Origin of the sequence: Streptomyces sp. CGMCC 4.7035, from assembly GCF_031583065.1 — a bacterium.
Lineage (GTDB): Bacteria > Actinomycetota > Actinomycetes > Streptomycetales > Streptomycetaceae > Streptomyces > Streptomyces yaanensis.
Genome location: NZ_CP134053.1, coordinates 6648511 through 6673051, shown reverse-complemented (window position 1 = coordinate 6673051; position 24541 = coordinate 6648511). Strand labels below are relative to the sequence as shown.

The following is a 24541-nucleotide window of genomic DNA, read 5'->3' as shown; positions in this document are numbered from 1 at the left end:
CGAGCCACCGTGCGATGGATCGCGCCCGACGATGAGTTGTGCCGCCGAACCCCTGCCCCGCGGCGTCGGCGGAACATGCCGAATGTAAGGAGAGAACCGCGATGATAGGCCTCGTGTTGGCGGCCGGCGCCGGACGGCGTCTGCGCCCCTACACCGACACCCTGCCCAAGGCCCTGGTGCCCGTGGGAGCGGAGGACGGGCCGGACGCCCTGACCGTCCTGGACCTGACCCTGGGCAACTTCGCCGAGGTGGGTCTGACCGAGGTCGCGATCATCGTCGGCTACCGCAAGGAGGCCGTGTACGAGCGCAAGGCGGCCCTGGAGCAGAAGTACGGCGTCAAGCTCACCCTGATCGACAACGACAAGGCCGAGGAGTGGAACAACGCCTACTCCCTGTGGTGCGGTCGTGACGCCCTCAAGGACGGCGTGATCCTCGCCAACGGCGACACCGTGCACCCGGTCTCCGTGGAGAAGACGCTGCTGGCCGCGCGCGGCGACGGCAAGAAGATCATCCTTGCCCTCGACACGGTGAAGCAGCTCGCCGACGAGGAGATGAAGGTCGTCGTGGACCCCGAGAAGGGTGTCCAGAGGATCACCAAGCTGATGGAGCCGTCAGAGGCGACGGGTGAGTACATCGGCGTGACCCTCATCGAGGGCGACGCGGCCGAGGAGCTGGCCGACGCGCTGAAGGCGACCTTCGAGCGGGATCCGCAGCTCTACTACGAGGACGGCTACCAGGAGCTGGTCAACCGCGGCTTCAAGGTCGACGTGGCGCCGATCGGCGACGTCAACTGGGTGGAGATCGACAACCACGACGACCTCGCCAAGGGCCGGGAGATCGCGTGCCGGTACTGACGAGGCTCATCCCCTCGCCGGTCGTCGTGGACATCCGCCCGGGTGCCCTCGACGACCTGGCGGGCGTACTCGCCGACCAGCGCATCTCGCACTCGGGCAAGCTCGCCGTCGCGGTCAGCGGCGGCTCCGGCGCCCGGCTGCGCGAGCGGCTCGCCCCCTCCCTGCCCGGCGCCGCCTGGTACGAGGTCGGCGGCGGCACCCTGGACGACGCGGTGCGACTGGCCGACGAGATGAAGTCCGGCCGCTACGACGCGGTCGTGGGGCTCGGCGGCGGCAAGGTCATCGACTGTGCGAAGTACACCGCCGCGCGCATCGGCCTGCCCATGGTCGCGGTCGCCACCAACCTCTCCCACGACGGCATCTGCTCGCCGGTGTCCATCCTGGACAACGACGCGGGACGCGGCTCCTACGGCGTGCCGTCACCCATCGCGCTCCTCATCGACCTCGACGTCATCCGCGAGGCCCCGGTGCGCTTCGTGCGTGCGGGCATCGGTGACGCCGTGTCGAACATCTCAGCGGTCGCGGACTGGGAGCTGTCCCACCGCGTCAACGGCGAGAAGATCGACGGCCTCGCCGCCGCGATGGCCCGGCAGGCGGGCGAGGCGGTACTGCGCCACCCGGGCGGCTGTGGCAACGACGGGTTCCTGACCGTACTGGCCGAGGGGCTGGTGATGTCGGGCATAGCGATGTCGATCGCCGGGCACACCCGGCCGTCGTCCGGCGCCTGCCATGAGATCAGTCACGCCCTCGACCTGCTGTACCCCAAGCGCGCGGCGAGCCATGGCGAGCAGGTGGGGATCGGCGCCGCCTTCGCCATGTACCTGCGGGGCGACCAGGACGGGTCCCGGCTGATGGCCGAGGTACTCCGCCGGCACGGGCTGCCGGTGGTGGCGGAGGAGATCGGGTTCAGCGACGACGAGTTCGTGCGGGCCGTGGAGTTCGCGCCTCAGACGCGGCCCGGCCGTTACACGATCCTGGAGCACCTGGAGCTGTCGCCGACGCGCATCAAGGAGGCGTACACCGACTACGTCGCGGCGGTCGCGGGGTGACACGGCGGCCCGGTTTGACCCCTGTAGGGCAGGCCCCGTAACCTTGACCGTCGGCGTGTCCGTAGATGCGCCACATCCCCGTAAACCTCTTCCTCCCTGGCACGAGTGGCCGGGAGAGGCCGCCCGGGTCGGGCGGCTGGACTGCGGGGTTCCGTTCCCGAGCGAGAGAGTGAGATCCGCGTGTACGCCATCGTGCGCAGCGGTGGTCGCCAGCACAAGGTTGCTGTCGGCGACATCGTTGAGGTTGACAAGATTTCCACTGCCAAGGTTGGCGACACGGTCGAGCTCTCGACCCTGCTCGTGGTCGACGGCGACGCTGTGACCAGCGACCCGTGGGTGCTGGCCGGCATCAAGGTCCAGGCCGAGGTCGTGGACCACCACAAGGGCCAGAAGATCGACATTCTGCGCTACAAGAACAAGACCGGCTACCGCCGTCGTCAGGGCCACCGCCAGCAGTACACGGCGATCAAGGTCACGTCGATCCCCGCGGCTGCGAAGTAAGGGACTGAGGAGACATGGCACACAAGAAGGGCGCATCGTCCACCCGGAACGGTCGCGACTCCAATGCCCAGCGGCTCGGCGTGAAGCGCTTCGGCGGTCAGGTCGTCAACGCTGGTGAGATCCTGGTCCGCCAGCGCGGCACCCACTTCCACCCGGGCGCCGGCGTCGGCCGTGGCGGCGACGACACGCTGTTCGCGCTGCAGGCCGGTGCGGTGGAGTTCGGCAGCCACCGTGGCCGCAAGGTCGTGAACATCGTTCCGGTCGCCTGACCCGAGCGTTTCACACGCCTTCGCGAGCAATCGCGAGTCTTCGTGAGGCGGACCTCACTTCCCGGTCGGGAAGGCGGGTCCGCCTTTCGTTTGTTGAACAGCACACATACCGTATTTTTTCTGGAGGCACTGAACCATGACCACCTTCGTGGACCGCGTCGAACTCCACGTCGCCGCGGGTAACGGAGGCCACGGCTGTGCCTCCGTCCACCGTGAGAAGTTCAAGCCGCTCGGCGGCCCCGACGGCGGCAACGGCGGCCGTGGCGGCGATGTGATCCTCATCGTCGACCAGTCCGTCACCACGCTTCTCGACTACCACCACTCCCCGCACCGCAAGGCCACCAACGGCAAGCCGGGCGAGGGCGGCTTCCGTTCCGGCAAGGACGGCCAGGACCTGGTCCTGCCGGTGCCGGACGGCACGGTCGTCCTCGACAAGGCGGGCAACGTGCTGGCCGACCTGGTCGGGCACGGAACGTCGTACGTCGCCGCCCAGGGCGGTCGCGGCGGACTCGGCAACGCGGCGCTGGCCTCCGCCCGCCGCAAGGCGCCCGGCTTCGCGCTGCTCGGCGTGCCCGGTGACCTCCAGGACATCGTCCTGGAGCTGAAGACGGTCGCGGACGTGGCCCTGGTCGGCTACCCGAGCGCGGGCAAGTCCTCGCTCATCTCCGTGCTGAGCGCGGCGAAGCCCAAGATCGCGGACTACCCGTTCACCACCCTCGTACCCAACCTGGGCGTCGTCACGGCGGGCTCGACGGTGTACACCATCGCCGACGTTCCCGGACTGATCCCGGGCGCCAGCCAGGGCAAGGGGCTCGGCCTGGAGTTCCTGCGGCACGTGGAGCGGTGCAGCGTGCTGGTCCACGTGCTGGACACGGCGACGCTGGAGTCCGACCGCGACCCGGTCTCCGATCTCGACGTCATCGAGGAGGAGCTGCGGCAGTACGGCGGACTCGGTGACCGTCCGCGCATCGTCGTCCTGAACAAGATCGACATTCCGGACGGCCAGGACCTCGCCGAGATGGTCCGGCCCGACCTGGAGGCGCGTGGCTACCGCGTCTTCGAGGTGTCGGCGGTGGCGCACATGGGACTCAAGGAGCTGTCCTACGCGGTCGCCGAGCTGGTCGCCAAGGCGCGCGCCGCCAAGCCGAAGGAAGAGGCCACGCGCATCGTCATCCGGCCGAAGGCGGTCGACGACGCCGGCTTCACGGTCACGCGCGAGGAGGACGGGCTGTTCCGGGTACGGGGCGAGAAGCCCGAGCGCTGGGTGCGGCAGACCGACTTCAACAACGACGAGGCCGTCGGCTATCTCGCCGACCGGCTCAACCGCCTCGGTGTCGAGGAGAAGCTGGTGAAGGCGGGCGCACGCTCGGGCGACGGTGTCGCCATCGGCCCCGAGGACAACGCGGTCGTCTTCGACTGGGAGCCGTCGCTGACGGCCGGTGCGGAAATGCTGGGCCGGCGCGGTGAGGACCACCGGTTCGAAGGGGCACGTCCGGCCGCGCAGCGGCGCCGGGACCGCCAGGCCGAACGCGACGAGGCGCAGCAGGAGTTCGACGACTTCGAGCCCTTCTAGTACCCCAACAGGCAAAGTTCGCCCCGTCGCGACGCCCGGCACGCTCCCCCAAGCTCTTCGAGCAGGGGGGACCCCCACTCGCCGCACCGGCCGAAAGCCCAAGTACATCCAGTACGAGGGCTTCCGGCCGGCACACCGAGAGCACGCACCGGACGCCGCTCCTTGACGGGCAAACGTTGCCTGCCGGGGCACTAGTCCGCCGAGTCGGGCATTCCGCTCACACTGCTGCAGCACGGCACATCGAGGTCATCGGTGGACGACGGCTCCACCGATGACAGCGCCGCCCTCCTCGGCCGGCGGGCGGAGTGCCCCGGGTCGCCACCGCACACGTGTCCCAATCGTGACCATCAGTTGAACAACTCTCTCCCGCTCGTTCCTGTCTAAACGACCGGGAGCCCTCCGCACAGTCGGCACACATCCCGCCGACAGGCGGAGCCGACACGTGCCCACCGGGTACCCGTGCGGTAACCGGTTCTCGGGCCACGTTTGAGGACGGCGTCGGCACGCGACGCCCTGTAGGGGGTAATTCACGTTGAAGATCGCATTCCTGGTCCGCGACCTCTGCCACATGGGGGGCGTGGTGAGCGCGACGCAGAACCTGGCTGGAGCGCTCGCGGAGAAACACCAGGTGGAGATCGTGGCGTTGCGCAAGGTGCGCGACGAGTCGTACTTCCCCCTCGACCCGCGGGTGTCGGTACGGGTGCTGAGTGATCTGCGCCCGCACTCGCCGGTCTCCGACGTCGACAACCCGCTGGTGGACAAGTTCCCGCTGATCTACCCGCTGAACGTCGGCGCGAAGACGCCGGTGGTGAGCCGGCTCGCCGAGCTGCGACTGCTGGAGTACCTCGCCACCACCGACGCCGACGTGGTGGTCAGCTCCAGCCCGCGCAACACCATCATGCTGGCCCAGGCTCCGGGGACCTACCTCAAGCTCACGCAGGAGCACTCGAAGCCTGCCATCTACGCCAAGGACATCAAGGAGCGGCTCTTCCCCGCGTACCTGTCCCTGGACGCGCTGACGGCGCTCACGCCCGAGGAGGTCGCCGACATCGGTCGGCAGGTGCCCGGAGTTCGGGACCGGCTCGCGGTCATGCCCAACTGTGTGCCCGCCACGCCGGTTCGCTCCAACGGCACCAACAAGATCGTGATCGCGGCCGGTCACCTCACCGACAACAAGAACCACGCGCTCCTCATCGAGGCCTTCGCCAAGGTCCACGCCCAGGCGCCCGACTGGACGCTGCGCATCTACGGAAGCGGCACCGAGAAGGCCCGGCTGCGGGCCCGCATCTATGAGCTGGGGCTGTCCGACAGCATTCTGCTGATGGGCCAGGTCGCCCCGGTCACGCCCGAGTTCGGCAAGGGCTCGATCTTCGTGCTGCCCTCCAAGCGGGAGGCGTTCGGCAACGTCATCGTGGAGGCGATGGCGGCCGGGCTGCCCGTCGTCAGCACGGACGCCGACCATGGCCCGCGCAACATCCTCACCCACGGCGAGGACGGACTGATCGTCCCGCGCGGCGACGTGGAGGAGATGGCCAAGGCGATCCTGCAACTGGTGCGGGACGACGAACTGCGGCGGAAGATGTCCGAGAGCGCCGTGCGCAACGCCGAACGCTTCCACGAGACGGCCAGCCGCGAGCGCTTCGAAGCCATCCTCGAGCAGGCGTTCGCCCGCAAGGCGCTGCCCCGGCACGCCACCGCCCGGGTCGACGCACAGGGCAGCGTGCACATCGGTGTGGGCCGACTGCCCGAGGACGCCGACGGCGCCGACCTGGTGCTGCGCAGAAACGGCAAGAACGCCGAAGAACACCGTTTCACGCTGTCCGCCGAGGGCGAGGCACTCGTGCCCTGGGACGCCGGCATACCGCACGGCACCTGGGAGACGATCCTGGCCACCCCCTCGGGTGCCGAGGTGCCGCTGAGCACCGACGGCTACGGGTGCGACACCCGGGACCTGCTCGCCGTGGACCTGCCTCGGCCGGGGAGCCATCCGCTCGCGCTGCTGCTGCCGCACCGGCACGACGACGGCAGGCTGCTGGTACGCAGCGTGCTGCGCGAGGCGCATGCCGAGGTGGGCCCCGTCCGCGTGGACAAGCAGGCCATCCAGCTCCGGGCGGACCTGTGGGGAGCGGCGCTGGGCTCGGGCGCGGTGGTGGAAGCGGTGCACCGGCGAGAGAAGGAGCGCCTGCTCACCTTCCCCGTCCAGGACGCCGGTGACGGCACGGTCGCCGCGGTGATCGACTGCTCGACCCTGGTGCGCGAGCACACCGACGGCGAGGACAAGGAAGTCATCTGGGACTTCTGGGTCCGGCCGGAGGCGGGGGCGCCCCGCGTGGCCCTGGCGAAGCTGGCCACCGACGTGCTCAAGCCGATCGACGTGTTCACCTTCCCGCGGCCCGTGGTCACCACGGGCGCCGCCACGCCGCCGTCCGTGGTGAACCGGGCCGTCCGCAAGGCCCGCCGCACCCTCGGCACGACCCCGCCCCCGCTCCCGCCCGAGAACCGCCCCCGGAAGACCGAACTGCGGCCGTACTTCACGGCCCTGGGTCAGTTCGCGGTGAAGACCGTGCGGCTGTGACCGCGGCGCCGCCCCGTGGCACGCGGCGGCGAGCGCATTACAACGGGCCGGGCCCCGGAGGAGATGTCCTCCGGGGCCCGGCCCGTTGTGCTTCTTCGGCCGCCGGTCACAGCTCCCGGCTCTGCTCCAGCATCCGGTCCACGACCCGCGCCGAGGCGTGGCCGTCGTCCAGATCGCAGAACAGGTGGTGGAAGCGGTCGAAGCGGTCCTTGTACTCGACAGACACCTTGTCGATGTCGCGGATCGCGTCGATGAGCTCCTTGGAGTTGAAGACCAGCGGTCCCGGGGAGTCCTGCTCGAAGTCGAAGTAGAAGCCGCGCAGGGTGTCCCGGTAGTGCTCCAGGTCGTAGGTGAAGAACAGCATGGGCCGCTTCAGGTGGGCGTAGTCGAACATGACCGACGAGTAGTCCGTGATCATGATGTCGGCCGCCACATAGAGGTCCGCGATGTCCGGGTACTCCGACGCGTCCCACACGAAGCCGTTGCCTGCGCCCGGCACCGCGTCCACCACGTTGGAGTGGCGGCGGATGAGCAGGACGTGGTCGTCGCCCAGGCGCCGCTGCGCGTCCTCGAGGTCGATGCGCAGGTCGAACAGGTACTGGCCCTGGCTGTGCGACTGGTCGTCCCGCCAGGTCGGCGCGTACAGCACGACCTTCTTGCCCTCGGGCAGACCGAGGGCCTTCTTCACCCGCTCGGCGATGCGGTCCTTGTCGGGCGAGTAGAGGTAGTCGTTGCGCGGGTAGCCCGCTTCCAGGATCTCGCCGTCATAGGAGAAGGCGCGCTTCAGGATCGGCGTGCTGAAGCGGTTGGAGGACACCAGCAGGCTCCACTGCTTCGCCTCCAGCGCCAGCTTTTCCTGGTAGCGGCGGTCGAAGTGCAGGGTGTCGATGTCATGGCCGATCTTCTTCAGCATCGTGCCGTGCCAGGTCTCCACGATGACCTGGCCGGGCCGCCGCTCGATCCAGTCCGGCAGGTGGCCGTTGGTGACGATGTAGCGGCTGGAGGCCAGGGCCTCGTACCACTCGTGGCCCCACATCCGCACCCGCTCGACGCCCTCGGGCAGGATGACCTGTCCGTCGCGCACGGCCCACAGGTGCTTGAGGTCCGAACCCCGGCGCACCAGCTCCTCGTACATCGCCCGCGGGCTGTCGGAGAACTGCTTGCCGTTGTAGCTGAGGTAGAAGACCTGGTCCTTCAGCGGCTGTTGGCGCAGCGCCTCGTACAGCTCGCGGCGCAGCTGCTTCTGGCGGTACGGGCCGCGCTCCAGGTCGCTGAGCTCCGAGCGGCAGTTCAGCTGCGGGAAGTCGGCCCAGCGGTTCTCCAGCCAGTAGCGACGTCCGTTCAGTTCGGCGCGGAGCGGGAACTGCGCGGCGGCGAGCCGGTCGGTGACGAAGGGGACGTCGGGCGTCTCCCCGTCGGCCGGACGCAGGAAGAGGTTCCAGCGGCCCGCGCGCAACGGCACGTTGCCGTTGCCGCCGAGCGTGGAGGGGTCGAAGGCGACCTCGAAGCGGCCGTCCTCGAACCAGCGGGCCTCCACGAAGCGCTCCTCGAAGCGGTTGCGGGGCTTGAGCAGGAACCGGGCGCCGGTGAGCCGGGGGTCGGTGTGCGCGGCGATGGTGATGCGGCCGTCCTGCAGGCCGACCCGGTCGATCATGGCGCGCCGGGTGCGTCCGGCGAACTTCAGATAGCCGTTGTTGCCGCCGACCACGGCCAGTTCGCACAGCGCGGCCTGCTCGCCCAGCGAGGCGGGCAGATTGAACCGCGCGTCTTCCAGGTCCTCCTGGAGCACGGTGCTGAACTGGCGCTCGGTGCCCTGCGGGTCCGTGGCGATCAGGACGGTGGACCAGGTGCGGCTCTCCGGCTGGGCCTTGGCGTCGATGCCCTCGTGGAACACCAGCGCCACATCGGCCACCGGCACCTCTGCCGAGAACCGGCGCGTGCCGCCGTCCTCGGTCACGGCCACCGGGTACTCGTGCACCTCGGCGCCCTTCTGGTTCTTCACGCGCAGCACCACGTGCTCACCCGCGGCGAGGGGAACCCGGAGCTCGCCGGTGACCTTGAGCCGGTCGCCCTCCAGCGACCGTCCGGTGATCAGCGCCCGGACCTTCTCGACCCGGAGCTTGAGCGCCCCGCGCTCGACGGACGGCAGCAGCCGGAAGTCGGGGCTCAGCCATTGGTACGGCGGGAAGTTGGCGTCAGCGCCACCGCTGGAGTGCACTGCGGCGCGGCGCACCAGACCGGAGGCGTAGAGGCCGAGCCCCACGTGCCACAGGCCCTCCTGCCACTCGCCGCCCTTGCGCAGCTTCGCCGGGTCGAGGGTGACCTCCCAGCCGGCCCAGTCGTAGTTGTAGCGGTCCTGCCCGGACTCGGTGGTGCACTCGGGGCGCTCGACGTTCCGGGCCGGCAGCAGGATGCGGCGGCGGCTCTTGTCCTTGCGCAGCTGCAGGACCTTCACCGAGGAACGCTTCGAGGGCAGGTCGATCTTGTCGATCCAGGCATTGCCGGACAGCACCAGCTTGCCCTCCGACCAGGTCACCTCCTGCAGCGGGGCACGCATCTGCAGGTCCTGGTCGATGCGCAGCGCCTTGCGGGGGAAGTCCAGGTCGGCGTCGGCCAGGGACGGGAAGGAGGCGTACTTGCGGACCAGACCGCTTACCTCGATGGCCTCCCTGCGCCGCTGCCCGGCCAGCAGAGTGATGAGCTCGTCGAGCTGGTGCTTGCGCACCAGCAGCCACTGCACCCGCAGCTGGGCCGGCAGCGCCATGACGATCTTGGGATCGATGTTGTCCAGGAAGCGGTTGGCCGACCGCAGGAACTCGGCGCGGTACTCCTCGTCACCGTCGGGCACCACGTTGAGGAAGAGGCGCAGGTCGTCCATGAGGACGCGGCTGTCGTACTCCTTCTTGAGCCGGGCGAAGGTCTCGCCGGACTGCTCGGCCAGCCAGGCACTGATCTCCAGCACGGAGGTGGTGCGGTCGCGCACACCGGCCGGGTCGGTGCGGCGCTGCGTGATCGAGGGCGCGGACTCGCCCTCACGCAGCCGCCAGTAGTAGCAGGGCTCGGAGATCACGTCGACGGCTTCGGCGAGGTAGTGGGCCCGCATGGTGACGGGCGTGTCCTCGTACAGGCGGCCTTCGGGGAAGGCGAAGCCGTTCTTCTGCCAGAACGTCCGGCGGAACACCTTGTTGCAGGCGATCCGGTCGGCGACGAGCTTGCCGTACCGGGATATGTGGGTGCGCTGGCGGGCCTCGCCCGCGAGCATCCGCATCAGCGGCACCTGCCAGGACTTCTCACCCTTGAGGTGGAAGACGTTGCCGGTGGCGAAGTCCGAACCGGTTTCGTCCAGGCTGCCCACCATCAGACGGTAGGCGTCGGGCGGGATGACGTCGTCGCTGTCGATGAACGTCAGGAACTCCGACTCCGGGTCCATGTTGGCGATACCGGTGTTGCGGGCGGCCCCCAGGCCTCCGTTCTCCTTGCGTATCAGCCGGAACCGGGGGTCGCGCTCCGCGTACGTCTTGGCGATCGACGCCGAGTCGTCCGGCGAACCGTCGTCCACCATCAGGACCTCGAAGTCCTGGAACGTCTGTGCCGCCAACGAGTCGAGACAGGCCGGCAGATAGCGCTCGACGTCGTACATGGGGACGATGACACTGAGGCGAGGGGCCATGTGTTGGTGGGTCTCCTATCCGGGGTCAGGCCCGCTCGACCAGTTCGAGCGCCTGGGTGGGGTTCGGTGCGTGGGAACGTTCGGCGAACGGGACGAACGGCAGCGGGGTTTCCTCGCCGAGGAAGACCCGTCGTACCACGCGTTCGGCCGCGCGCCCGTCGTCGAACTCGCAGAAGCGCCGGCGGAACGCGTCCCGGCGTTCCGCCGCGTCGGTCCCGTCGTACTCGTTCGATCCGAGCAGCCTGATCAGCTCGGCCTGCGTGGTCGCCACCACGCCGGGCGGCTCCTCCAGCAGGTTGAAGTAGGTGCCACGGACCGCGGAGTAGATGTCCCAGTCGGGAGCGTAGGTGATGATCGGCCGGTCCAGGACGGCGTAGTCGAACATCGCGGAGGAGTAGTCCGTGATCAAGGCGTCCGCGGCCAGGTACAGCTCCTCCACCTGGGCGTGCCCGGAGACGTCGACGATCCGGCCGCTGCGACGCAGCTCGGCGACGTGCGGGGAGCTGCCGTAGAAGTAGTGGCCCCGCACCATCAGCGTCACGTCGGGCCCCAGCTCGTCGGCGACGCGCGCGAGGTCGAGGCTCGGGACGAACCCGGGCTGGTACTCGCGGTGGGTGGGCATGTACAGGAAGGCCTTGGCGCCGTCGGCCAGCCCGAGCGCGGCCCGTGCCCGGCGCACGTCCTCGGACGTGGCGTTCACGAGGATGTCGTTGCGCGGGTAGCCGGTCTCCAGCGAGATGTACGAACAGGGGTACACCCGCTCCCACACGGTGGTCGAGAACCGGTTGGAGCTGACGCTGAAGTCCCAGCGGTCGCAGCGCTCGAGGAGCTTGTCGAAGTTCATGTCGGTCGAGGCCGGGTACTTGCGCTGGTCCAGGCCCATGGTCTTCAACGGTGTGCCGTGGTGGGTCTGAAGGTGGATCTGACCCTCACGCTTGACCACCGTGTCGGCGAAGTTCACGTTGTTGACGAGGTACTTGGCGCGAGCGAGAGCCGCCCAGTACTCGCGTGAGCCCACGCGGACGTACTCCACGCCCTTGGGCACCTGGTCCACCGCCTCCGGGCGGATCGCCCACACGCGGCGGATGTGCGGGGCCAGACGCGCGAGTTCGGCGTCGATGGCCGCGGGGTTGCAGGAGACGCTGCGGCTCCAATAGGCGGAGAACAGGGCCAGGTTCTCGTCGAGCGGCAGCCTCAGCTGGGACTGGTAGAAGACGCCCATCGCACTGCGCTTCGACCGGTTCAGGGCGTTGCGCGTGCTCTTCCTGACCGCCTGACGGAACTTCACCGCGGCCGTGGCGCCGGCCATCGCGGTGTACGCGTCCCGCTCCAGCAGCGCGTACTTGTGGCCACGTCCGCCCGGTGGCCGCTGGAAGCCCTCGGGGCGGCGGGCACGGTAGTCGGCGGAGGCACGGTGGAAGAACTCCGCCCGCGCGTTCTGCGGCAGCCGGTCGGGGCGGTCCAGGATGGTCAGGTAGTGGTCGACCATCTTGCGGAACAACGGCTCGCGCCACCGGGCCAGTTCGGGATGGGCGTCGAGGAAGTCGAAGACCCGGCCGTACTGGTCGAAGACGTCGAAGTGCTTGCGACTGACGGTCTTGAGGATGTTGCCGCCCTCGCGCCGCTGCCGGTACATCACACAGACCCGGTCCAGCACGGTGATGCTCTGCGCGCTGATCATCGAGCAGAACGTCCAGGGGGCGTCCTCGTAGTACCCGGGCGGGAAGGTGAGGCCCTGACGGGATATGAAGTCCCGGCGGTACGCCTTGTTCCAGACGATCTGGAGAAGATCGAGAAGCTGCGGCCGGTCGGCGAGCGGGAACACGTCCGGGCCGTCACTCTTGAGCAGGTCCACCCGCTGGTTGGGGCGGATCCGGCCGTCCCAGTAGCTGCGGGCGTAGTCGTAGACCAATATCTCGGGGTCCCCGGTGGCTTCGAGCCGGTCGGCTATCGCCTTGAGCGCACCGTCGGACAGTGTGTCGTCGCTGTCCAGGAACAACACGTAATCGCCCTGGGCCTTTTCCAGGCCGGCGTTGCGCGCGCGTCCGAGCCCGACGTTTTCAGTGAGGTGAATCACATGAATGCGTGCGTCGCGCTGCGCGTACTCGTCGAGGATGGCGCCCGAGCTGTCCGGTGAGCAGTCGTCGACCGCGATGACCTCGAAGTCCGTGTAATCCTGCCCGAGCACGGAGTCGAGGCACTCGGTGAGGTAGCCCTGCACCTTGTACGCGGGGACGACGAGAGACAGTCTTGGCATCCTTCAACCTGTTCCGAGAACTGATCACACGAGCGTGAGCTGGGCCGGAGCGCCTCCGTTCGCCGACGGTCCTGGAGTGCGCTGCCGCATCAGCGTAAAGGGTTCACGTGAAATTCCATCGGCAAGGTAGCGGGGCCACCTGGGGAACGCTACGGTCGCGAAGCTCCACAGGCGGTCCCTTATTTCCCTTTTCTGGTCGACTGGAGAACTTCCTCACAGTCGCCCCCGCCCGTGTTCTTTGCGATTGCGCCCAAAATGCCGGACTCGATTTTCCCCCGTCCATGAACGAGTCTGCTGTCCAGTGACGAGGATGCGGGAGGCGTGAGGATGAGCTGGCTGGTCACGGGCGGTGCGGGGTACATCGGTGCGCATGTGGTGCGCGCCATGGTCGAGGGCGGCGAGAGCGTGGTCGTGTACGACGACCTGTCGACCGGCAGCGCCGACCGGGTGCCCGCCGATGTGCCGCTGGTCGTGGGCAGTGTGCTGGACGCGCCGCTCCTTGAGCAGGCGATTCGTGACCATGTTGTGACGGGTGTGGTGCATATCGCGGCCAAGAAGCAGGTGGGGGAGTCGGTTGAGCGGCCGCTCCATTACTACCGGGAGAACGTCACCGGTCTGCAGACCCTGCTCGAGGTGATGGCGGCCACCGGCGTCGACAGGATCGTCTTCTCCTCGTCCGCCGCCGTGTACGGCATGCCGGATGTGAACCTCGTCACCGAGGACACCCCCTGCGTTCCCATGAGCCCCTACGGCGAAACCAAGTTGGTCGGCGAGTGGCTGATCAACGCCGCCGCGCACGCCCACGGCCTCCGAGCCGCCTCCCTGCGCTACTTCAACGTGGCCGGGGCCGCCACCCCCGAACTGTCCGACTCGGGCGTCTTCAACCTCATCCCCATGGTGTTCGAGCGGCTGGAGGCCGGTGAGCCTCCCCGGATCTTCGGCGATGACTACGCCACGCCGGACGGCACCTGCGTGCGTGACTACATCCACGTGCAGGACATCGCCTCTGCCCATCTGGCGGCGGCGCGGCGCCTGAACGAGGCCCCGGAGGGGACCTCGCTCACCCTCAACATCGGCCGGGGCGAGGGGAGTTCGGTCCGGCAGATGGTGGACCGCATCCTCAAGGTCACCGGCAACGAGCAGCTGTCGCCCGAGGTGACCGACCGCCGCCCCGGCGATCCGGCGCGAGTGGTCGCATCGGCGGACCGTATCCGCGAGGAACTGGGGTGGGCCGCCCGCCACGGCCTGGACGACATGATCGAGTCCGCCTGGCAGGGGTGGCGCCACCGCCACGGCTGAGGCACGGTCAGGTCCTGCCAAGCGCGGCCTGCCCACCCCTACGGCAGGGGTGGGGCGGGACGCTGCGGCACCGTCGGGACGACGGGCGACACCGTCGGGACGAGGAGGGCGGATTCCACCGGGTGGAGCCTGCTCTGGGCCAGGTGCGCCGCGGTGGAGCCTGCTCTCGGACATGTCCGCCCGCGACCGCCACCCGCCACCCCGCACCTGCCGCCCACCGACCCCGCTCCTGCCCCCGCCCCACCCCAGCGGGTCCGCCCACTGAAACGCGCGGGCGCCCACCAGCCCTCTTCGCGTAGATTGCGCGGGAGAGCCGGAACGCGAGGGGACGACCGCACGTGGCAGGGGCAGCAAGGCAGGCAGTGGCGGACGCCCGCAGGATCGTCGTCAAGGTCGGATCCTCCTCGCTGACCACGGCCGCGGGCGGGCTCGACGCCGACCGCGTCGATGCCCTCGTGGACGTCCTCGCCAAGCACCGCAGCGGCGGTGAACGGGAGATCGTTCTCGTCTCCTCCGGCGCCATCGCCGCGGGCCTCGCCCCGCTCGGCCTGCGCCGCCGCCCCAAGGACCTCGCCCGCCAGCAGGCCGCCGCCAGCGTCGGCCAGGGCCTCCTGGTGGCCCGCTACACCGCCTCCTTCGCCCGCTACGCCGTCCGGGTCGGCCAGATCCTGCTGACCGGCGACGACACCAGCCGCCGCGCCCACCACCGCAACGCCTCCCGCACCCTCGACAAGCTCCTCGCGATGGGCGCGGTGCCGGTCGTCAACGAGAACGACACGGTCGCCACGGACGAGATCCGTTTCGGCGACAACGACCGCCTCGCCGCGCTCGTCGCCCATCTCGTACGGGCCGACCTGCTGGTCCTGCTGTCGGACGTGGACGGCGTGTACGACGGGGACCCCAGCAAGCCCGGGACCTCACGGATAGCGGAAGTGCGGGGGCCGGAAGACCTCGCTCACGTGGAGATCGGCAGCGCGGGCAAGGCCGGCGTCGGCACCGGCGGCATGGTCACCAAGGTCGAGGCCGCCCGGATCGCGGCGGCGGCCGGCATCCCCGTGGTGCTCACCTCCGCAGTCCACGCCGCCGACGCCCTCGCGGGCCGGGACACCGGCACCTACTTCCACCCCACCGGCAGGCGCTCCGCCGACCGGCTGCTGTGGTTGCAGCACGCCTCCACCCCGCAGGGCGCGCTCATGCTCGACGACGGGGCCGTGCGCGCGGTCGTCGAACGCCGCACGTCGCTGCTGCCCGCCGGTATCGCGGCCGTCGAGGGCGACTTCGTTGCGGGCGACCCCGTCGAACTGCGCGACAGCGCGGGACGGGCGGTGGCGCGCGGGCTCGTGAACTTCGACGCCAAGGAGATCCCCCGGCTGATCGGCCGCTCGACCAGGGAACTGGCGCGCGAACTGGGTCCGGCCTACGAACGCGAGGTCGTCCACCGGGACGACCTGGTCATCCTGCACCCGTGACGGTCCCGGCGGCGCGCCCCGCGCGGCCCTCCGGTGGGGACGTTCCGTAAAACCACCCCATGGAGCCTTGCGGCCTGCTCAACTTTGTCTCAGGGAACCATTCCGTACGAGCACCGCGTAAGGAGGAGGTCGTGAGACGAGTGCGCCCTGGGGTGGCGTCCCGCGGTGATGGCACCGCCGGTGCCTCTCGTGACGGCGGTGCCTTCCGCAAGACGGGCGAGGCGCGCGCCCTGACCAGCGTCACGGCCGGGCGGGCGTACGAGGAACCCGGCGACACGCCCCGCCTCTGGCACGTCACGCTCAGCGTCTCCGGCGAGGAGGCCCCGCTGACGGAGGTGCGGCGCGCACTCGAACAGCTCGCCCATGACCACCCCTTTCTGCTGACCAGCCGCTATGCGGGCGACCACGCGGAGATCCGCTACTGGGAGGAGGCCCGCGACCTGCACGACGCCGCGGCGGTCGCGCTGCGCCTGTGGGGCGAGCACCGCCAGACCGCGGGGCTGCCGCCCTGGGAGATCGTCGGACTGGAGGTCATCGACCGCGAGACCTACCACCAGCGGGTCGCCGAGGGGTACGGCCCGCTGCCCGCGACCCCGGTGGGCGTCCACCCCTTTTGAGGCGACTTGAGCCTTCTTCGCGGCTTGTCTCGGGGTGTGGGACAACCGCTGGACGGGTCCGTGAGGCGCACTACCCTTCCCTCATGACCTCGCTCTCGCCGTACGACTCCATGTCCCCGGTCAACCAGGCCGCCTACCGCGCCCAGGCCGCAGCCGCCGACCTCGCGCCGCTGCCGAGGGCCGAGAAGGACGACGCGCTGCTCGCCATGGCGGACGCGCTGGAGGTCCGTACGAGCGAGATCGTCGAGGCCAACACCAGGGACATCGCCAAGGCCCGCGAGGCCGGCACCAGCGAGGCGATCATCGACCGGCTCACGCTCACGCCCGAGCGGATCCGGGCCATCGCCTCCGACGTCCGGGACGTCGCCGCGCTGCCCGACCCGGTCGGCGAGGTCGTGCGCGGTTCCACCCTCCCCAACGGCATCGACCTGCGCCAGGTCCGCGTCCCGCTCGGCGTCGTGGGGATCATCTACGAGGCCCGTCCGAACGTGACCGTCGACGCCGCCGCCCTGTGCCTGAAGTCCGGGAACGCGGTGCTGCTGCGCGGCTCGTCCTCCGCGTACGAGTCGAACACCGCCCTCGTACGGGTGCTGCGTGACGCCGTCGGCGGCGCCGGACTGCCCGCCGACGCCATCCAGCTCGTGCCCGGTGAGGGCCGCGAGTCCGTGCGCGATCTGATGCAGGCCCGGGGCCTGGTCGACGTGCTCATCCCGCGTGGTGGCGCCTCCCTGATCCAGACGGTCGTCCAGGAGTCCAAGGTCCCGGTCATCGAGACCGGCACCGGCAACTGCCATGTCTACGTCGACGCCCAGGCCGACATCGACATGGCGATCGACATCCTGATCAACTCCAAGGCCCAGCGCGTGAGCGTGTGCAACGCCGCCGAGACGCTGCTGGTCCACCAGGACATCGCCCCCGAGTTCCTGCCGCGGGCCCTGGACGCCCTCGCGGATGCCGGGGTCACGGTGCACGCCGACGAGCGGGTGATGGCGTACGCCAAGGACTCCCGGGCGACGGTGGTCGAGGCCACGCCGGAGGACTGGGACACCGAGTACCTGTCGTACGACATCGCCGCCGCGGTCGTGGACTCCCTGGACAAGGCCGTGCAGCACATCCGGCTGTGGAGCTCCGGCCACACCGAGGCGATCGTCACCACCTCGCAGCAGGCCGCCCGCCGCTTCACCCAGCTGGTCGACTCGACGACGGTCGCCGTGAACGCGTCGACGCGGTTCACGGACGGCGGCCAGTTCGGCTTCGGCGCGGAGATCGGCATCTCCACGCAGAAGCTGCACGCCAGGGGGCCGATGGGCCTGCCGGAGCTGACGAGCACGAAGTACATCGTCACCGGGGACGGGCACGTACGGCGCTGAGCGGCGCGGGGACGCGTGTACGGCGCTGAGGGCGCGGGGACGGGCACGTGCGGCCTGTACGGCGCTGAGCGGCGCGAGGACGCACGTACGGCGCCGAGCGCCGTGGGGACGCGTGTCCCGGCGCTGAGCGGCGCGGGGACGGGCCGGTGAGGCGCTGGGGGCGCGGGAACGGGCCTCCTGTGAGGCGCTGAGCAGGCGCTTCCTGGCCGGTCGCCCTGCCGGTCGGGGCCGTTGTCCCTGGCGACCCCCTGTGGACTGTCTCGCCAGGCGGATGAATTTCCTTACCGTCTGCCCAAATTGACCCCCCAGGTCTACTCTGGATCCGTGCCGGAGGACGTGGGGGGCACGCCGTTTGCCGACGGCCGGGAGCCCGACGACGACCGCGACCGCGGAGGTATGGACGAAGAGTTCGCCTCCGTGGTCTTCGACGAGGCCTTCGTACGGGCGGCCGTGGTCCACGAGCCGACGGCCGTGGAGAGACTCCTCGCCGCCGCCCAGGCCCGCGCCGAGGCACAGGAAGCCGAGGCGCGCCGGGCGCACGCCAGGGGCGTGCGCGGTGACGACGAGCGCTTCGAGGACGGATTCGCACCCGACGAGGGCGGTCGCTTCGGCCACGGCCGGGAACTGGACGACCTGGACGACCCGGAGGTCCTGGAGGAGCGCTACGGCGCGCCCGGCTCCTACGGCAGGTTCTACGGCAAGGGAGCCCGCTGGCACCGCCCGGTCGCCTGGATCCTCGCCCTCGTGATGGGCATAGGCATGGTCGTGCTGGCCTTCACCGCGGTGTACCGGGGCGCCTCCTCGGGTCGCCAGGAGCAGGTTCCGCCGCCCGCCTCCACCGGTCTGGAGCAAGGCCAGGAGACGAGCTCCGGCACCGGTCCCTCGGCCTCCGCGGAGTACTCGCCGCCGGCGTTCTCGGCGGTTCCACGGACGCCCTGAGCCCCTGAACCGGGCGTTCCACAAGCTCGCGGGCGATCGGGGAACCCGCCCCGCTCCGGGATTCGACACCCGTTCGAAAACCTGGTGAGAACCTGTCAGAACTTGTCGTGTAGCAGGGCGTTTACCTGAGCTCCGGGAGACCTACTCTGAAAGTATGGGCGGGCCTGGAGACCCACCTGAGGGGACGCCCGAGGGTGCTCCCGGTGGTGGCGAGGACGAGTACCGATCCGTCGTGTTCGACGAGTCGTTCGTCCGGGCTGCCCGCCTCCAGGAGTACTCTGCCCAGGAGCGTATGGCCGACCACGCCCCGGCTGTACGGCGCCGCCCGCCGCTGCACCGCGGACTGCCCCGGCAGGCGCTGATCCTCGTCCTGCTGATCGCGCTCGCCTTCGGCACCGCCGTCTACATGGGCGTGCGCCACCCCTACCAGTCGTCCAAGGCGCAGCCCGTCGAGCCGCTGCGGATGACGGTGATACCCCTGGCGCCGCAGGCCGCCGTGCCCGGCTCCACCGACCCCGAGGCACTGTACGCGCACAGCCCCGCCGCTCAGTTCCGCGTCGGCGCGGAGGGCATCACCCTGCCCGCCGTCCGGCGCACCGTCCACTTCTCCGAGAGCCAGGTCGTCTCCGCCCTGACCACCGCCAAGGACTACGTCGTCGAGTCCTCGCTCGACCCGTCCGTGCTCACCGGAGGCACCGTGCGTCCGGTACGGGTCCTGCTCGACCCCCAGCAGCTCGACCAGTTCGACCTGAGCTTCACCCATCCGGCCGCGGACGGGCGGCACGCGCCCACCGGCTGGCTGGTCCGCTTCGACCCGTCCCGCGCCCAGCTGGCCGACCGCAAGATCCGTGTCCAGGGCATGCTGCAGGCCACGGAGATCAACTCCGACAGGCTGGAGGTCAGCGCCGACCACACCCTGGTGTACGCGCTGAAGCCGACCGGCTCCGATGCGAAGGCGAAGGCCTCGCTGTTCACGGTGCGGCGCGAGCTGACCTTCCGCTTCGACCGCGACGACCTGCGCATGCGCCAGGTCGCGCTGGTCGCCTCCTACGTCCAGGCCGGCCCGCTCTCCTGCGCCGACGACTCGGCGAACCATCTGCACCCTCTGCTCGCGGGCCAGACAGCCAAGGCGGGCCGCCCGGCCGGCACCGACCCGTACGCCACGGACAGCGCCACGGCCCTGTGCGGCTCCCTGGCAACGAGCGCCCAGCCGAAGACGTGAGGGCCTGCGGCGGACGCGCCCCTCGGCACCGCCGCCATCGCGCTTGACCGAGATGGGTGCGCCCCCCCGGCCTTCGGGGACCCGGGTCGGTCTTCCGGCACCCCGAGCCGATGGGGCGTGCCGGGGCCTTCGATGCCGTGCCTGTGCCTGTGCCTGTGCCTGTGCCTGTGCCTTCCGTGCTTGTGCGGGTGCCTGGGCCTTGCCGCATGCGTGTGCCGGGCCTCGGTGCTCATGCCTGGGCCTTCGGCGCTGTGCGCCCGTGCGCGTGTCGGGCCCTTCGGCGCTGTGCGCGTGCTGGGTCCTTCGGTCCTGTGCCTCCGCCTGGGTCTTCCGCTCCGGTGCTCGTGCCGGGGCCTGCGGTGCTGTGCGCCTGTGCACCTGAGGGCCTGTGCGCGTGCCTGGGCCTTGCCGCGCCGTGCCTGGGCCCTGCCGCTGCGTGTGCCCGAGCGCTCCCGCGCCGTGCTCGTGCCGGGTCCTTCCGTCCGTGGAAGGCCCCGGCACGGCGTGATCAATCGTCGCCGTCGGGGCCGTCGGGGCCGTCGTCGGCCGGACGGCTGTCGTCGGCCGGACGGCCGTCGTGCGGCTGGCTCGGCGCGTCCTTGGGCGCGCTGCTTGCGAAGCCGGCGAAACCGCGCCGGACCCGGCCGCCGAGGTCGCCCGCACCGCCCGCGAGGTCGGTGACCAGCTTCATCAGCGGGTCCTTGGACTGCTTCACATCGCTCGCGTAGCTGGCCGCCGACTGTCGGAAGGAGTCCGACACCGAGGTGTCCTTGTCCTCGCTGCGCCGCGAGTAGTGACCGTCCATGATCCGCTGGTAGTCACGGGAGGCGGCCCAGTTCTTCAGCTCGGCCGCGCGGACCACGGCGAAGGGGTGGGTGCGCGGCAGCACGTTGAGGATCTTCAGCACGGAGTCGCGCAGGTCGCCCCCTGCGTCGTACTCCTCGGCCTGTTCCAGGAACGCGTCCACGTTCATCTCGTGCAGGTGGTTGCCGCCCGCGATCTTCATCAGCCCGCGCATCGAGGCCTGCAAATCCTGCCCGACCAGGAGCCCGGCCCGGTCGGCCGACAACTCCGACTTGCGGAACCACTCCCGCAGCGCGGTCACGATCGCCATGATCGCGAGGTTGCCCAGCGGTATCCAGGCCACCCGGATCGCGAGGTTGGTCAGGAACAGCAGGATGGTCCGGTAGACGGCGTGGCCGGACAGCGCGTGCCCCACCTCGTGCCCGACGACCGCCCGCATCTCCTCCTCGTCCAGCAGCTCCACGAGCCCCGTCGTGACGACGATGATCGGCTCGTCGAGGCCGATGCACATCGCGTTCGGCTGCGGGTCCTGGGTGACGTACATCGGTGGGACCTTCTCCAGGTCCAGGATGTAACAGGCGTCCCGCAGCATCTCGTTGAGGTGGGCGAACTGCGCGTCCGAGACCCGTACCGAGTCGGAGAGGAACAGCAGCCGCAGGCTGCGCTCGGGCAGCAGACCGCTGAGCGCCTTGAAGACCGTGTCGAAGCCGCTGAGCTTGCGCAGGGCCACCAGGGCCGAACGGTCCGCCGGGTGTTCGTACGCGCGCGAGGAGATCCCCTGGAAACGCCTGCGCCGCCTGCTCGGCACGTTCTCGTGCCCGTTCTGCTCGTGACCGTCGTCGGACATGTGTTCCCCCATGTGTCTGATGGCTCACTGTGCGGTTGATCATCGGCCGGTCGCGCGTGTGCGCCTGCCCGCCCCGGGTCCGCGCGGTGCGCCCGGACCCGTTGTGCCCCCGAAGCGGAATCCAGCGTAGGCGGAGATACGGTGACAGGGCAGCACACCGTTAGGAGCGATCCCATGGAGCACATCACCGCCGCCTGGCTCTCCGAGGCCACACTGGCAGCCGACCGGCAGGGCTCGGGCAACTTGCTCCGCGTCGTGCTGATCGTGATGGTCGTCGGCTGCGCCCTGACCGCGTGGTTCCTGCTGCGGGGGTACCGGCGCAAGGACCACTGACGGGTGCGCGTACAGGGTTCCGGCCGGCCGCAGGGCCGCTCGGTTCCGCGGGCGCCCCGGGCGGCCGCCTCCCCAGCGCCCTCCCCAACGGCGGAGTCGGCGTGATCGGTGCGCAGACACCCGCTTACGATGAGCCGACGTCTTTATCCCGCCCACACCGGATAGGTTCTGCCGAAGATGAGCTTCCACAGCACCGCTGCCCAGTTGGCCACCCTCGCCGAGGGCGAAGGAGAGCGCCACGCGAGCATCAGCCCCTTCATGACGGGCGGATCGGCCCTCGTCATCCTCCTCCTGCTGCTGTGGATCACCACCCGCTTCAACCGCGACCGCTGAGTCCGGCACAGGGCCCGGTCCCGGCCGCCCTCGGGGGCCTGTCGGCCGGTGCCCGGTGGCCGGGCCGGTAGGGTCTGCACGCATGGGAGAGCAGCACATGCCCACCGGTCCGGCGAAGGGCACGGGACCCGGCCCCGGAATGGGGCCGTCGAACCCGGGCAAACGCCGCCTCGGCGTCATGGGCGGAACATTTGACCCGATCCACCACGGTCATCTCGTCGCGGCCAGTGAGGTCGCCGCGCAGTTCCACCTCGACGAGGTGGTCTTCGTGCCCACGGGCCAGCCGTGGCAGAAGACCGACCGCGCGGTCAGCCCGGCCGAGGACCGCTATCTGATGACGGTCATCGCGACCGCCGAGAACCCCCAGTTCTCGGTCAGCCGCATCGACATCGACCGCGGTGGACCCACCTACACCACGGACACCCTGCGCGATCTGAAGGCCCTCAACCCCGACACCGACCTCTTCTTCATCACCGGTGCCGACGCGCTCGGCCAGATCCTCACCTGGCGCTACACGGAAGAACTGTTCTCCCTCGCGCACTTCATCGGAGTCACCCGCCCCGGTCACACCCTGGCGGACCCGGGCCTGCCCGAGGGCGGTGTCTCGCTGGTAGAGGTTCCCGCGCTCGCCATCTCGTCCACAGACTGTCGTGCGAGAGTCGCCAAGGGCGAGCCCGTCTGGTATCTGGTGCCGGACGGCGTGGTGCGCTACATCGACAAACGGCAGCTGTACCGCGGCGAGTGAGCCGAGAGGGGCACCGGTGAACGACCGATACGACGGGTACGCGGGCGGCGACCCGTACGAGCTCGTCGGCTACGACGAGTTCGGGCAGCCTGTGTACCGGCAGGTGTCCGCGCAGCAGACCCCACAGCAGTCCCCGCAGGGCTATGACCCTTACGGCGCGCAGCAGCACCAGCAGCACCAGGGCTACGGCTACGACCCGTACGCGACCGGGCCGCAGCAGCCCATGGCGCCGTATGACACCGGTCAGCAGCAGCCTGTGTCCCCCCATGACACCGGTCAGCAGCCGTCCATGGGTCCCTACGACCCCTACGCCCCGTACGGCACCACCACCGCCGGTGGTGGCTACGACCCGTACGGCCAGACCGCAACCAGCGGACATCAACCGCGAGTTGCCGAACAGACCCCCTACATCCCGCAGCAGGCCGGCCCGGCCGAGAGCGGGTCGGGGCGCCGGGGAGGTGCGGCCGGCCTTGCCGACGGGGGTGCGGCCGGGCGGGTGGAGGACGCCGCCGAGGAGGAGCCGCGCGGCGACCGCGACTACCGCACCGAGCAGTTCGCCTTCGTCGAGGAGCCCGACGGCAACTCCGAAGACGTCATCGACTGGCTGAATTTCACCGAGAACCGCACCGAGCGCCGCGAGGAGGCCAGGCGCCGTGCCCGCAGCCGGATAGTCACCCTCGTCGTGGTCCTCGCCCTGGTGGCCGTCGGCGGTGTCGGCTACCTCTGGTACGCGGGCAAGCTGCCCGGCACCTCCTCCGGCGGCGGCAAGTCCGGCACGACGACGGCCGCGGGCGCCCAGAACCGCGACGTGATCATCGTCCACCTGCACAACACCAAGGGTGGCGGCACCTCCACCGCGCTGCTCGTCGACAACACCACCACCAAGCAGGGCGCCACCGTCCTGCTGCCCAACTCCCTTGCTCTGACGACCGACGACGGCACCACGACCACCCTCGCCAAATCGGTCGCCGACGACGGCTCCTCCGGTACCGGCGACTCCATCGACTCCGTCCTCGGCACCAAGATCGAGGGCACCTGGCGCCTGGACACCCCGTACCTGAACAACCTCGTCGAACTCGTCGGCAACATCGAGGTCACCACCAACGCCGACGTCCCCGACCCGGACGCCAAGAAGAAGAGCGGCACGCCCCTGGTGCACAAGGGCGAGAACCAGACCCTCAGCGGCAAGATGGCCGTCGCGTACGCCACCTACCGGGCCTCCGGCGAGTCCCAGGACGCCCAGCTGGAGCGGTTCGGCCAGGTCATGCAGAGCGTGCTGCGCAAGATGTCCTCCGACCCGCAGGCCGCGACGATCACCGTGCAGACGCTCGCGCAGATCCTCGACCCGTCCCTCACCGACAAGGACCTCGGCAGCTTCCTCGCCAAGCTCGCCGAGCACGCCAAGGAGGGCGAGTACAAGACCGAGCTGCTGCCGGTCCAGTCCGATGGCACCGTCGGGGAGAAGGCCACCGACACGGTGGTCAAGAACCTGCTCGGCGGCACCGTGAAGAGCCCCCAGGCCGGGGACGCCGTGCGGGTCGGCATCAAGAACGCCACCGGCGCCAAGGACACCACCGACAAGGTCCGCGTCGTCATCGTCAACGGCGGCTACACCTTCATCGACGCCGGCACCGGCACCACCCAGGCCGTGTCCGAGATCACCTACGCCGACGACCGCGACAAGGAGAACGCGATCGAGGTCGCCAAGACCCTGGGCCTGCCCACCAGCTCGGTGAAGAAGGGCAAGGTCACGTCGAACGCCAACGTCTCGGTCGTCCTCGGCCAGAACTACAAGCCGTCGTCGTGACGCGGATC

General features: G+C 69.9%; 19 protein-coding genes. 16 read left to right on the top strand and 3 right to left on the bottom strand.

Going from position 1 to position 24541, the window contains the following annotated elements; translation table 11 throughout:
• Positions 1-101 precede the first annotated feature (101 nt).
• The 6 genes from Q2K21_RS29345 to Q2K21_RS29320 all read left to right on the top strand — a co-directional run bounded on the left by Q2K21_RS29345 (position 102) and on the right by Q2K21_RS29320 (position 6821).
• Positions 102-854, top strand: coding sequence for a phosphocholine cytidylyltransferase family protein (locus Q2K21_RS29345; protein WP_310776835.1), 753 nt, complete (start codon positions 102-104; stop codon positions 852-854).
• A complete protein-coding gene (locus Q2K21_RS29340; protein WP_310776832.1) occupies positions 842-1903 on the top strand; it encodes an iron-containing alcohol dehydrogenase family protein in 1062 nt (353 codons plus the stop codon). The genes Q2K21_RS29345 and Q2K21_RS29340 overlap by 13 nt, the downstream gene beginning before the upstream one ends.
• A 180-nt stretch (positions 1904-2083) precedes the next feature.
• Positions 2084-2404: a 50S ribosomal protein L21 gene (gene rplU / locus Q2K21_RS29335; RefSeq protein WP_030749991.1), complete on the top strand. Its 321-nt coding sequence runs from the start codon at positions 2084-2086 to the stop codon at positions 2402-2404.
• Positions 2405-2418: 14 nt separating this feature from the next.
• Positions 2419-2673 carry a 50S ribosomal protein L27 gene (rpmA, locus tag Q2K21_RS29330; RefSeq protein ID WP_061922958.1) on the top strand — a complete coding sequence of 85 codons (255 nt, stop codon included), beginning with the start codon at positions 2419-2421 and terminating at the stop codon, positions 2671-2673.
• 136 nt (positions 2674-2809) lie between these two features.
• Positions 2810-4246, top strand: coding sequence for a GTPase ObgE (obgE, locus tag Q2K21_RS29325; protein WP_310776821.1), 1437 nt, complete (start codon positions 2810-2812; stop codon positions 4244-4246).
• Positions 4247-4778: 532 nt separating this feature from the next.
• A complete protein-coding gene (locus tag Q2K21_RS29320; RefSeq protein ID WP_310776819.1) occupies positions 4779-6821 on the top strand; it encodes a glycosyltransferase family 4 protein in 2043 nt (680 codons plus the stop codon).
• A 106-nt stretch (positions 6822-6927) separates the two neighbouring features.
• On the opposite strand, the gene Q2K21_RS29315 is transcribed toward Q2K21_RS29320, so the two are convergent.
• Together Q2K21_RS29315 and Q2K21_RS29310 are read right to left on the bottom strand one after the other, a co-directional pair.
• Positions 6928-10491, bottom strand: coding sequence for a bifunctional glycosyltransferase/CDP-glycerol:glycerophosphate glycerophosphotransferase (locus Q2K21_RS29315; RefSeq protein ID WP_310776816.1), 3564 nt, complete (start codon positions 10489-10491; stop codon positions 6928-6930).
• Positions 10492-10516: 25 nt separating this feature from the next.
• A complete protein-coding gene (locus Q2K21_RS29310; RefSeq protein WP_310776813.1) occupies positions 10517-12748 on the bottom strand; it encodes a bifunctional glycosyltransferase/CDP-glycerol:glycerophosphate glycerophosphotransferase in 2232 nt (743 codons plus the stop codon).
• Between the two features lie 327 nt (positions 12749-13075).
• Between Q2K21_RS29310 and galE the strand changes: the two genes are divergently transcribed.
• The 6 genes from galE (at position 13076) to Q2K21_RS29280 (ending at position 19664) form a co-directional block, all read left to right on the top strand.
• Complete coding sequence (gene galE, locus Q2K21_RS29305; RefSeq protein ID WP_310776811.1) at positions 13076-14047, top strand: UDP-glucose 4-epimerase GalE; 972 nt, start codon at positions 13076-13078, stop codon at positions 14045-14047.
• A 362-nt stretch (positions 14048-14409) separates the two neighbouring features.
• Positions 14410-15516 carry a glutamate 5-kinase gene (gene proB, locus Q2K21_RS29300; RefSeq protein ID WP_310781309.1) on the top strand — a complete coding sequence of 369 codons (1107 nt, stop codon included), beginning with the start codon at positions 14410-14412 and terminating at the stop codon, positions 15514-15516.
• 131 nt (positions 15517-15647) lie between these two features.
• Positions 15648-16133 (top strand): hypothetical protein, encoded by a 486-nt coding sequence (locus Q2K21_RS29295; RefSeq protein ID WP_310776808.1) that lies wholly within the window; start codon positions 15648-15650, stop codon positions 16131-16133.
• An 83-nt stretch (positions 16134-16216) separates the two neighbouring features.
• Entirely contained in the window at positions 16217-17503 is a 1287-nt protein-coding gene (locus Q2K21_RS29290) for a glutamate-5-semialdehyde dehydrogenase (RefSeq protein WP_310776806.1), read from the top strand.
• A gap of 324 nt (positions 17504-17827) precedes the next feature.
• Positions 17828-18442, top strand: coding sequence for an SCO2584 family spore wall biosynthesis protein (locus Q2K21_RS29285; RefSeq protein WP_449343606.1), 615 nt, complete (start codon positions 17828-17830; stop codon positions 18440-18442).
• Between the two features lie 154 nt (positions 18443-18596).
• Positions 18597-19664, top strand: a complete 1068-nt coding sequence (locus Q2K21_RS29280) for an SCO2583 family membrane protein (protein ID WP_310776801.1) — start codon at positions 18597-18599, stop codon at positions 19662-19664.
• Between the two features lie 508 nt (positions 19665-20172).
• Here Q2K21_RS29280 and Q2K21_RS29275 read toward each other — a convergent pair.
• A complete protein-coding gene (locus Q2K21_RS29275) occupies positions 20173-21315 on the bottom strand; it encodes a M48 family metallopeptidase (protein WP_310776798.1) in 1143 nt (380 codons plus the stop codon).
• Positions 21316-21489: 174 nt separating this feature from the next.
• On the opposite strand from Q2K21_RS29275, the gene Q2K21_RS29270 reads away from it, so the two are divergent.
• The 4 genes from Q2K21_RS29270 to Q2K21_RS29255 all read left to right on the top strand — a co-directional run bounded on the left by Q2K21_RS29270 (position 21490) and on the right by Q2K21_RS29255 (position 24533).
• Positions 21490-21648 (top strand): hypothetical protein, encoded by a 159-nt coding sequence (locus Q2K21_RS29270; protein ID WP_310776794.1) that lies wholly within the window; start codon positions 21490-21492, stop codon positions 21646-21648.
• Between the two features lie 177 nt (positions 21649-21825).
• Positions 21826-21981 carry a hypothetical protein gene (locus Q2K21_RS29265; protein ID WP_310776790.1) on the top strand — a complete coding sequence of 52 codons (156 nt, stop codon included), beginning with the start codon at positions 21826-21828 and terminating at the stop codon, positions 21979-21981.
• An 82-nt stretch (positions 21982-22063) separates the two neighbouring features.
• Positions 22064-22726 (top strand): nicotinate-nucleotide adenylyltransferase, encoded by a 663-nt coding sequence (gene nadD / locus Q2K21_RS29260; RefSeq protein WP_310776788.1) that lies wholly within the window; start codon positions 22064-22066, stop codon positions 22724-22726.
• Between the two features lie 16 nt (positions 22727-22742).
• Entirely contained in the window at positions 22743-24533 is a 1791-nt protein-coding gene (locus tag Q2K21_RS29255) for an LCP family protein (RefSeq protein ID WP_310776785.1), read from the top strand.
• The last annotated feature ends 8 nt before the right edge of the window (positions 24534-24541 follow it).

Excerpts from the sequence above, each read along its gene's own strand:
- Q2K21_RS29345 (WP_310776835.1), top strand. The coding sequence starts at position 102 with ATGATAGGCCTCGTGTTGGCGGCCGGCGCCGGACGGCGTCTGCGCCCC.
- rpmA (WP_061922958.1), top strand. The coding sequence starts at position 2,419 with ATGGCACACAAGAAGGGCGCATCGTCCACCCGGAACGGTCGCGACTCC.
- obgE (WP_310776821.1), top strand. The coding sequence starts at position 2,810 with ATGACCACCTTCGTGGACCGCGTCGAACTCCACGTCGCCGCGGGTAAC.
- Q2K21_RS29315 (WP_310776816.1), bottom strand. The coding sequence starts at position 10,491 with ATGGCCCCTCGCCTCAGTGTCATCGTCCCCATGTACGACGTCGAGCGC.
- Q2K21_RS29310 (WP_310776813.1), bottom strand. The coding sequence starts at position 12,748 with ATGCCAAGACTGTCTCTCGTCGTCCCCGCGTACAAGGTGCAGGGCTAC.
- galE (WP_310776811.1), top strand. The coding sequence starts at position 13,076 with ATGAGCTGGCTGGTCACGGGCGGTGCGGGGTACATCGGTGCGCATGTG.
- Q2K21_RS29290 (WP_310776806.1), top strand. The coding sequence starts at position 16,217 with ATGACCTCGCTCTCGCCGTACGACTCCATGTCCCCGGTCAACCAGGCC.
- Q2K21_RS29280 (WP_310776801.1), top strand. The coding sequence starts at position 18,597 with ATGGGCGGGCCTGGAGACCCACCTGAGGGGACGCCCGAGGGTGCTCCC.
- Q2K21_RS29275 (WP_310776798.1), bottom strand. The coding sequence starts at position 21,315 with ATGTCCGACGACGGTCACGAGCAGAACGGGCACGAGAACGTGCCGAGC.
- Q2K21_RS29270 (WP_310776794.1), top strand. The coding sequence starts at position 21,490 with ATGGAGCACATCACCGCCGCCTGGCTCTCCGAGGCCACACTGGCAGCC.
- Q2K21_RS29265 (WP_310776790.1), top strand. The coding sequence starts at position 21,826 with ATGAGCTTCCACAGCACCGCTGCCCAGTTGGCCACCCTCGCCGAGGGC.
- nadD (WP_310776788.1), top strand. The coding sequence starts at position 22,064 with ATGGGAGAGCAGCACATGCCCACCGGTCCGGCGAAGGGCACGGGACCC.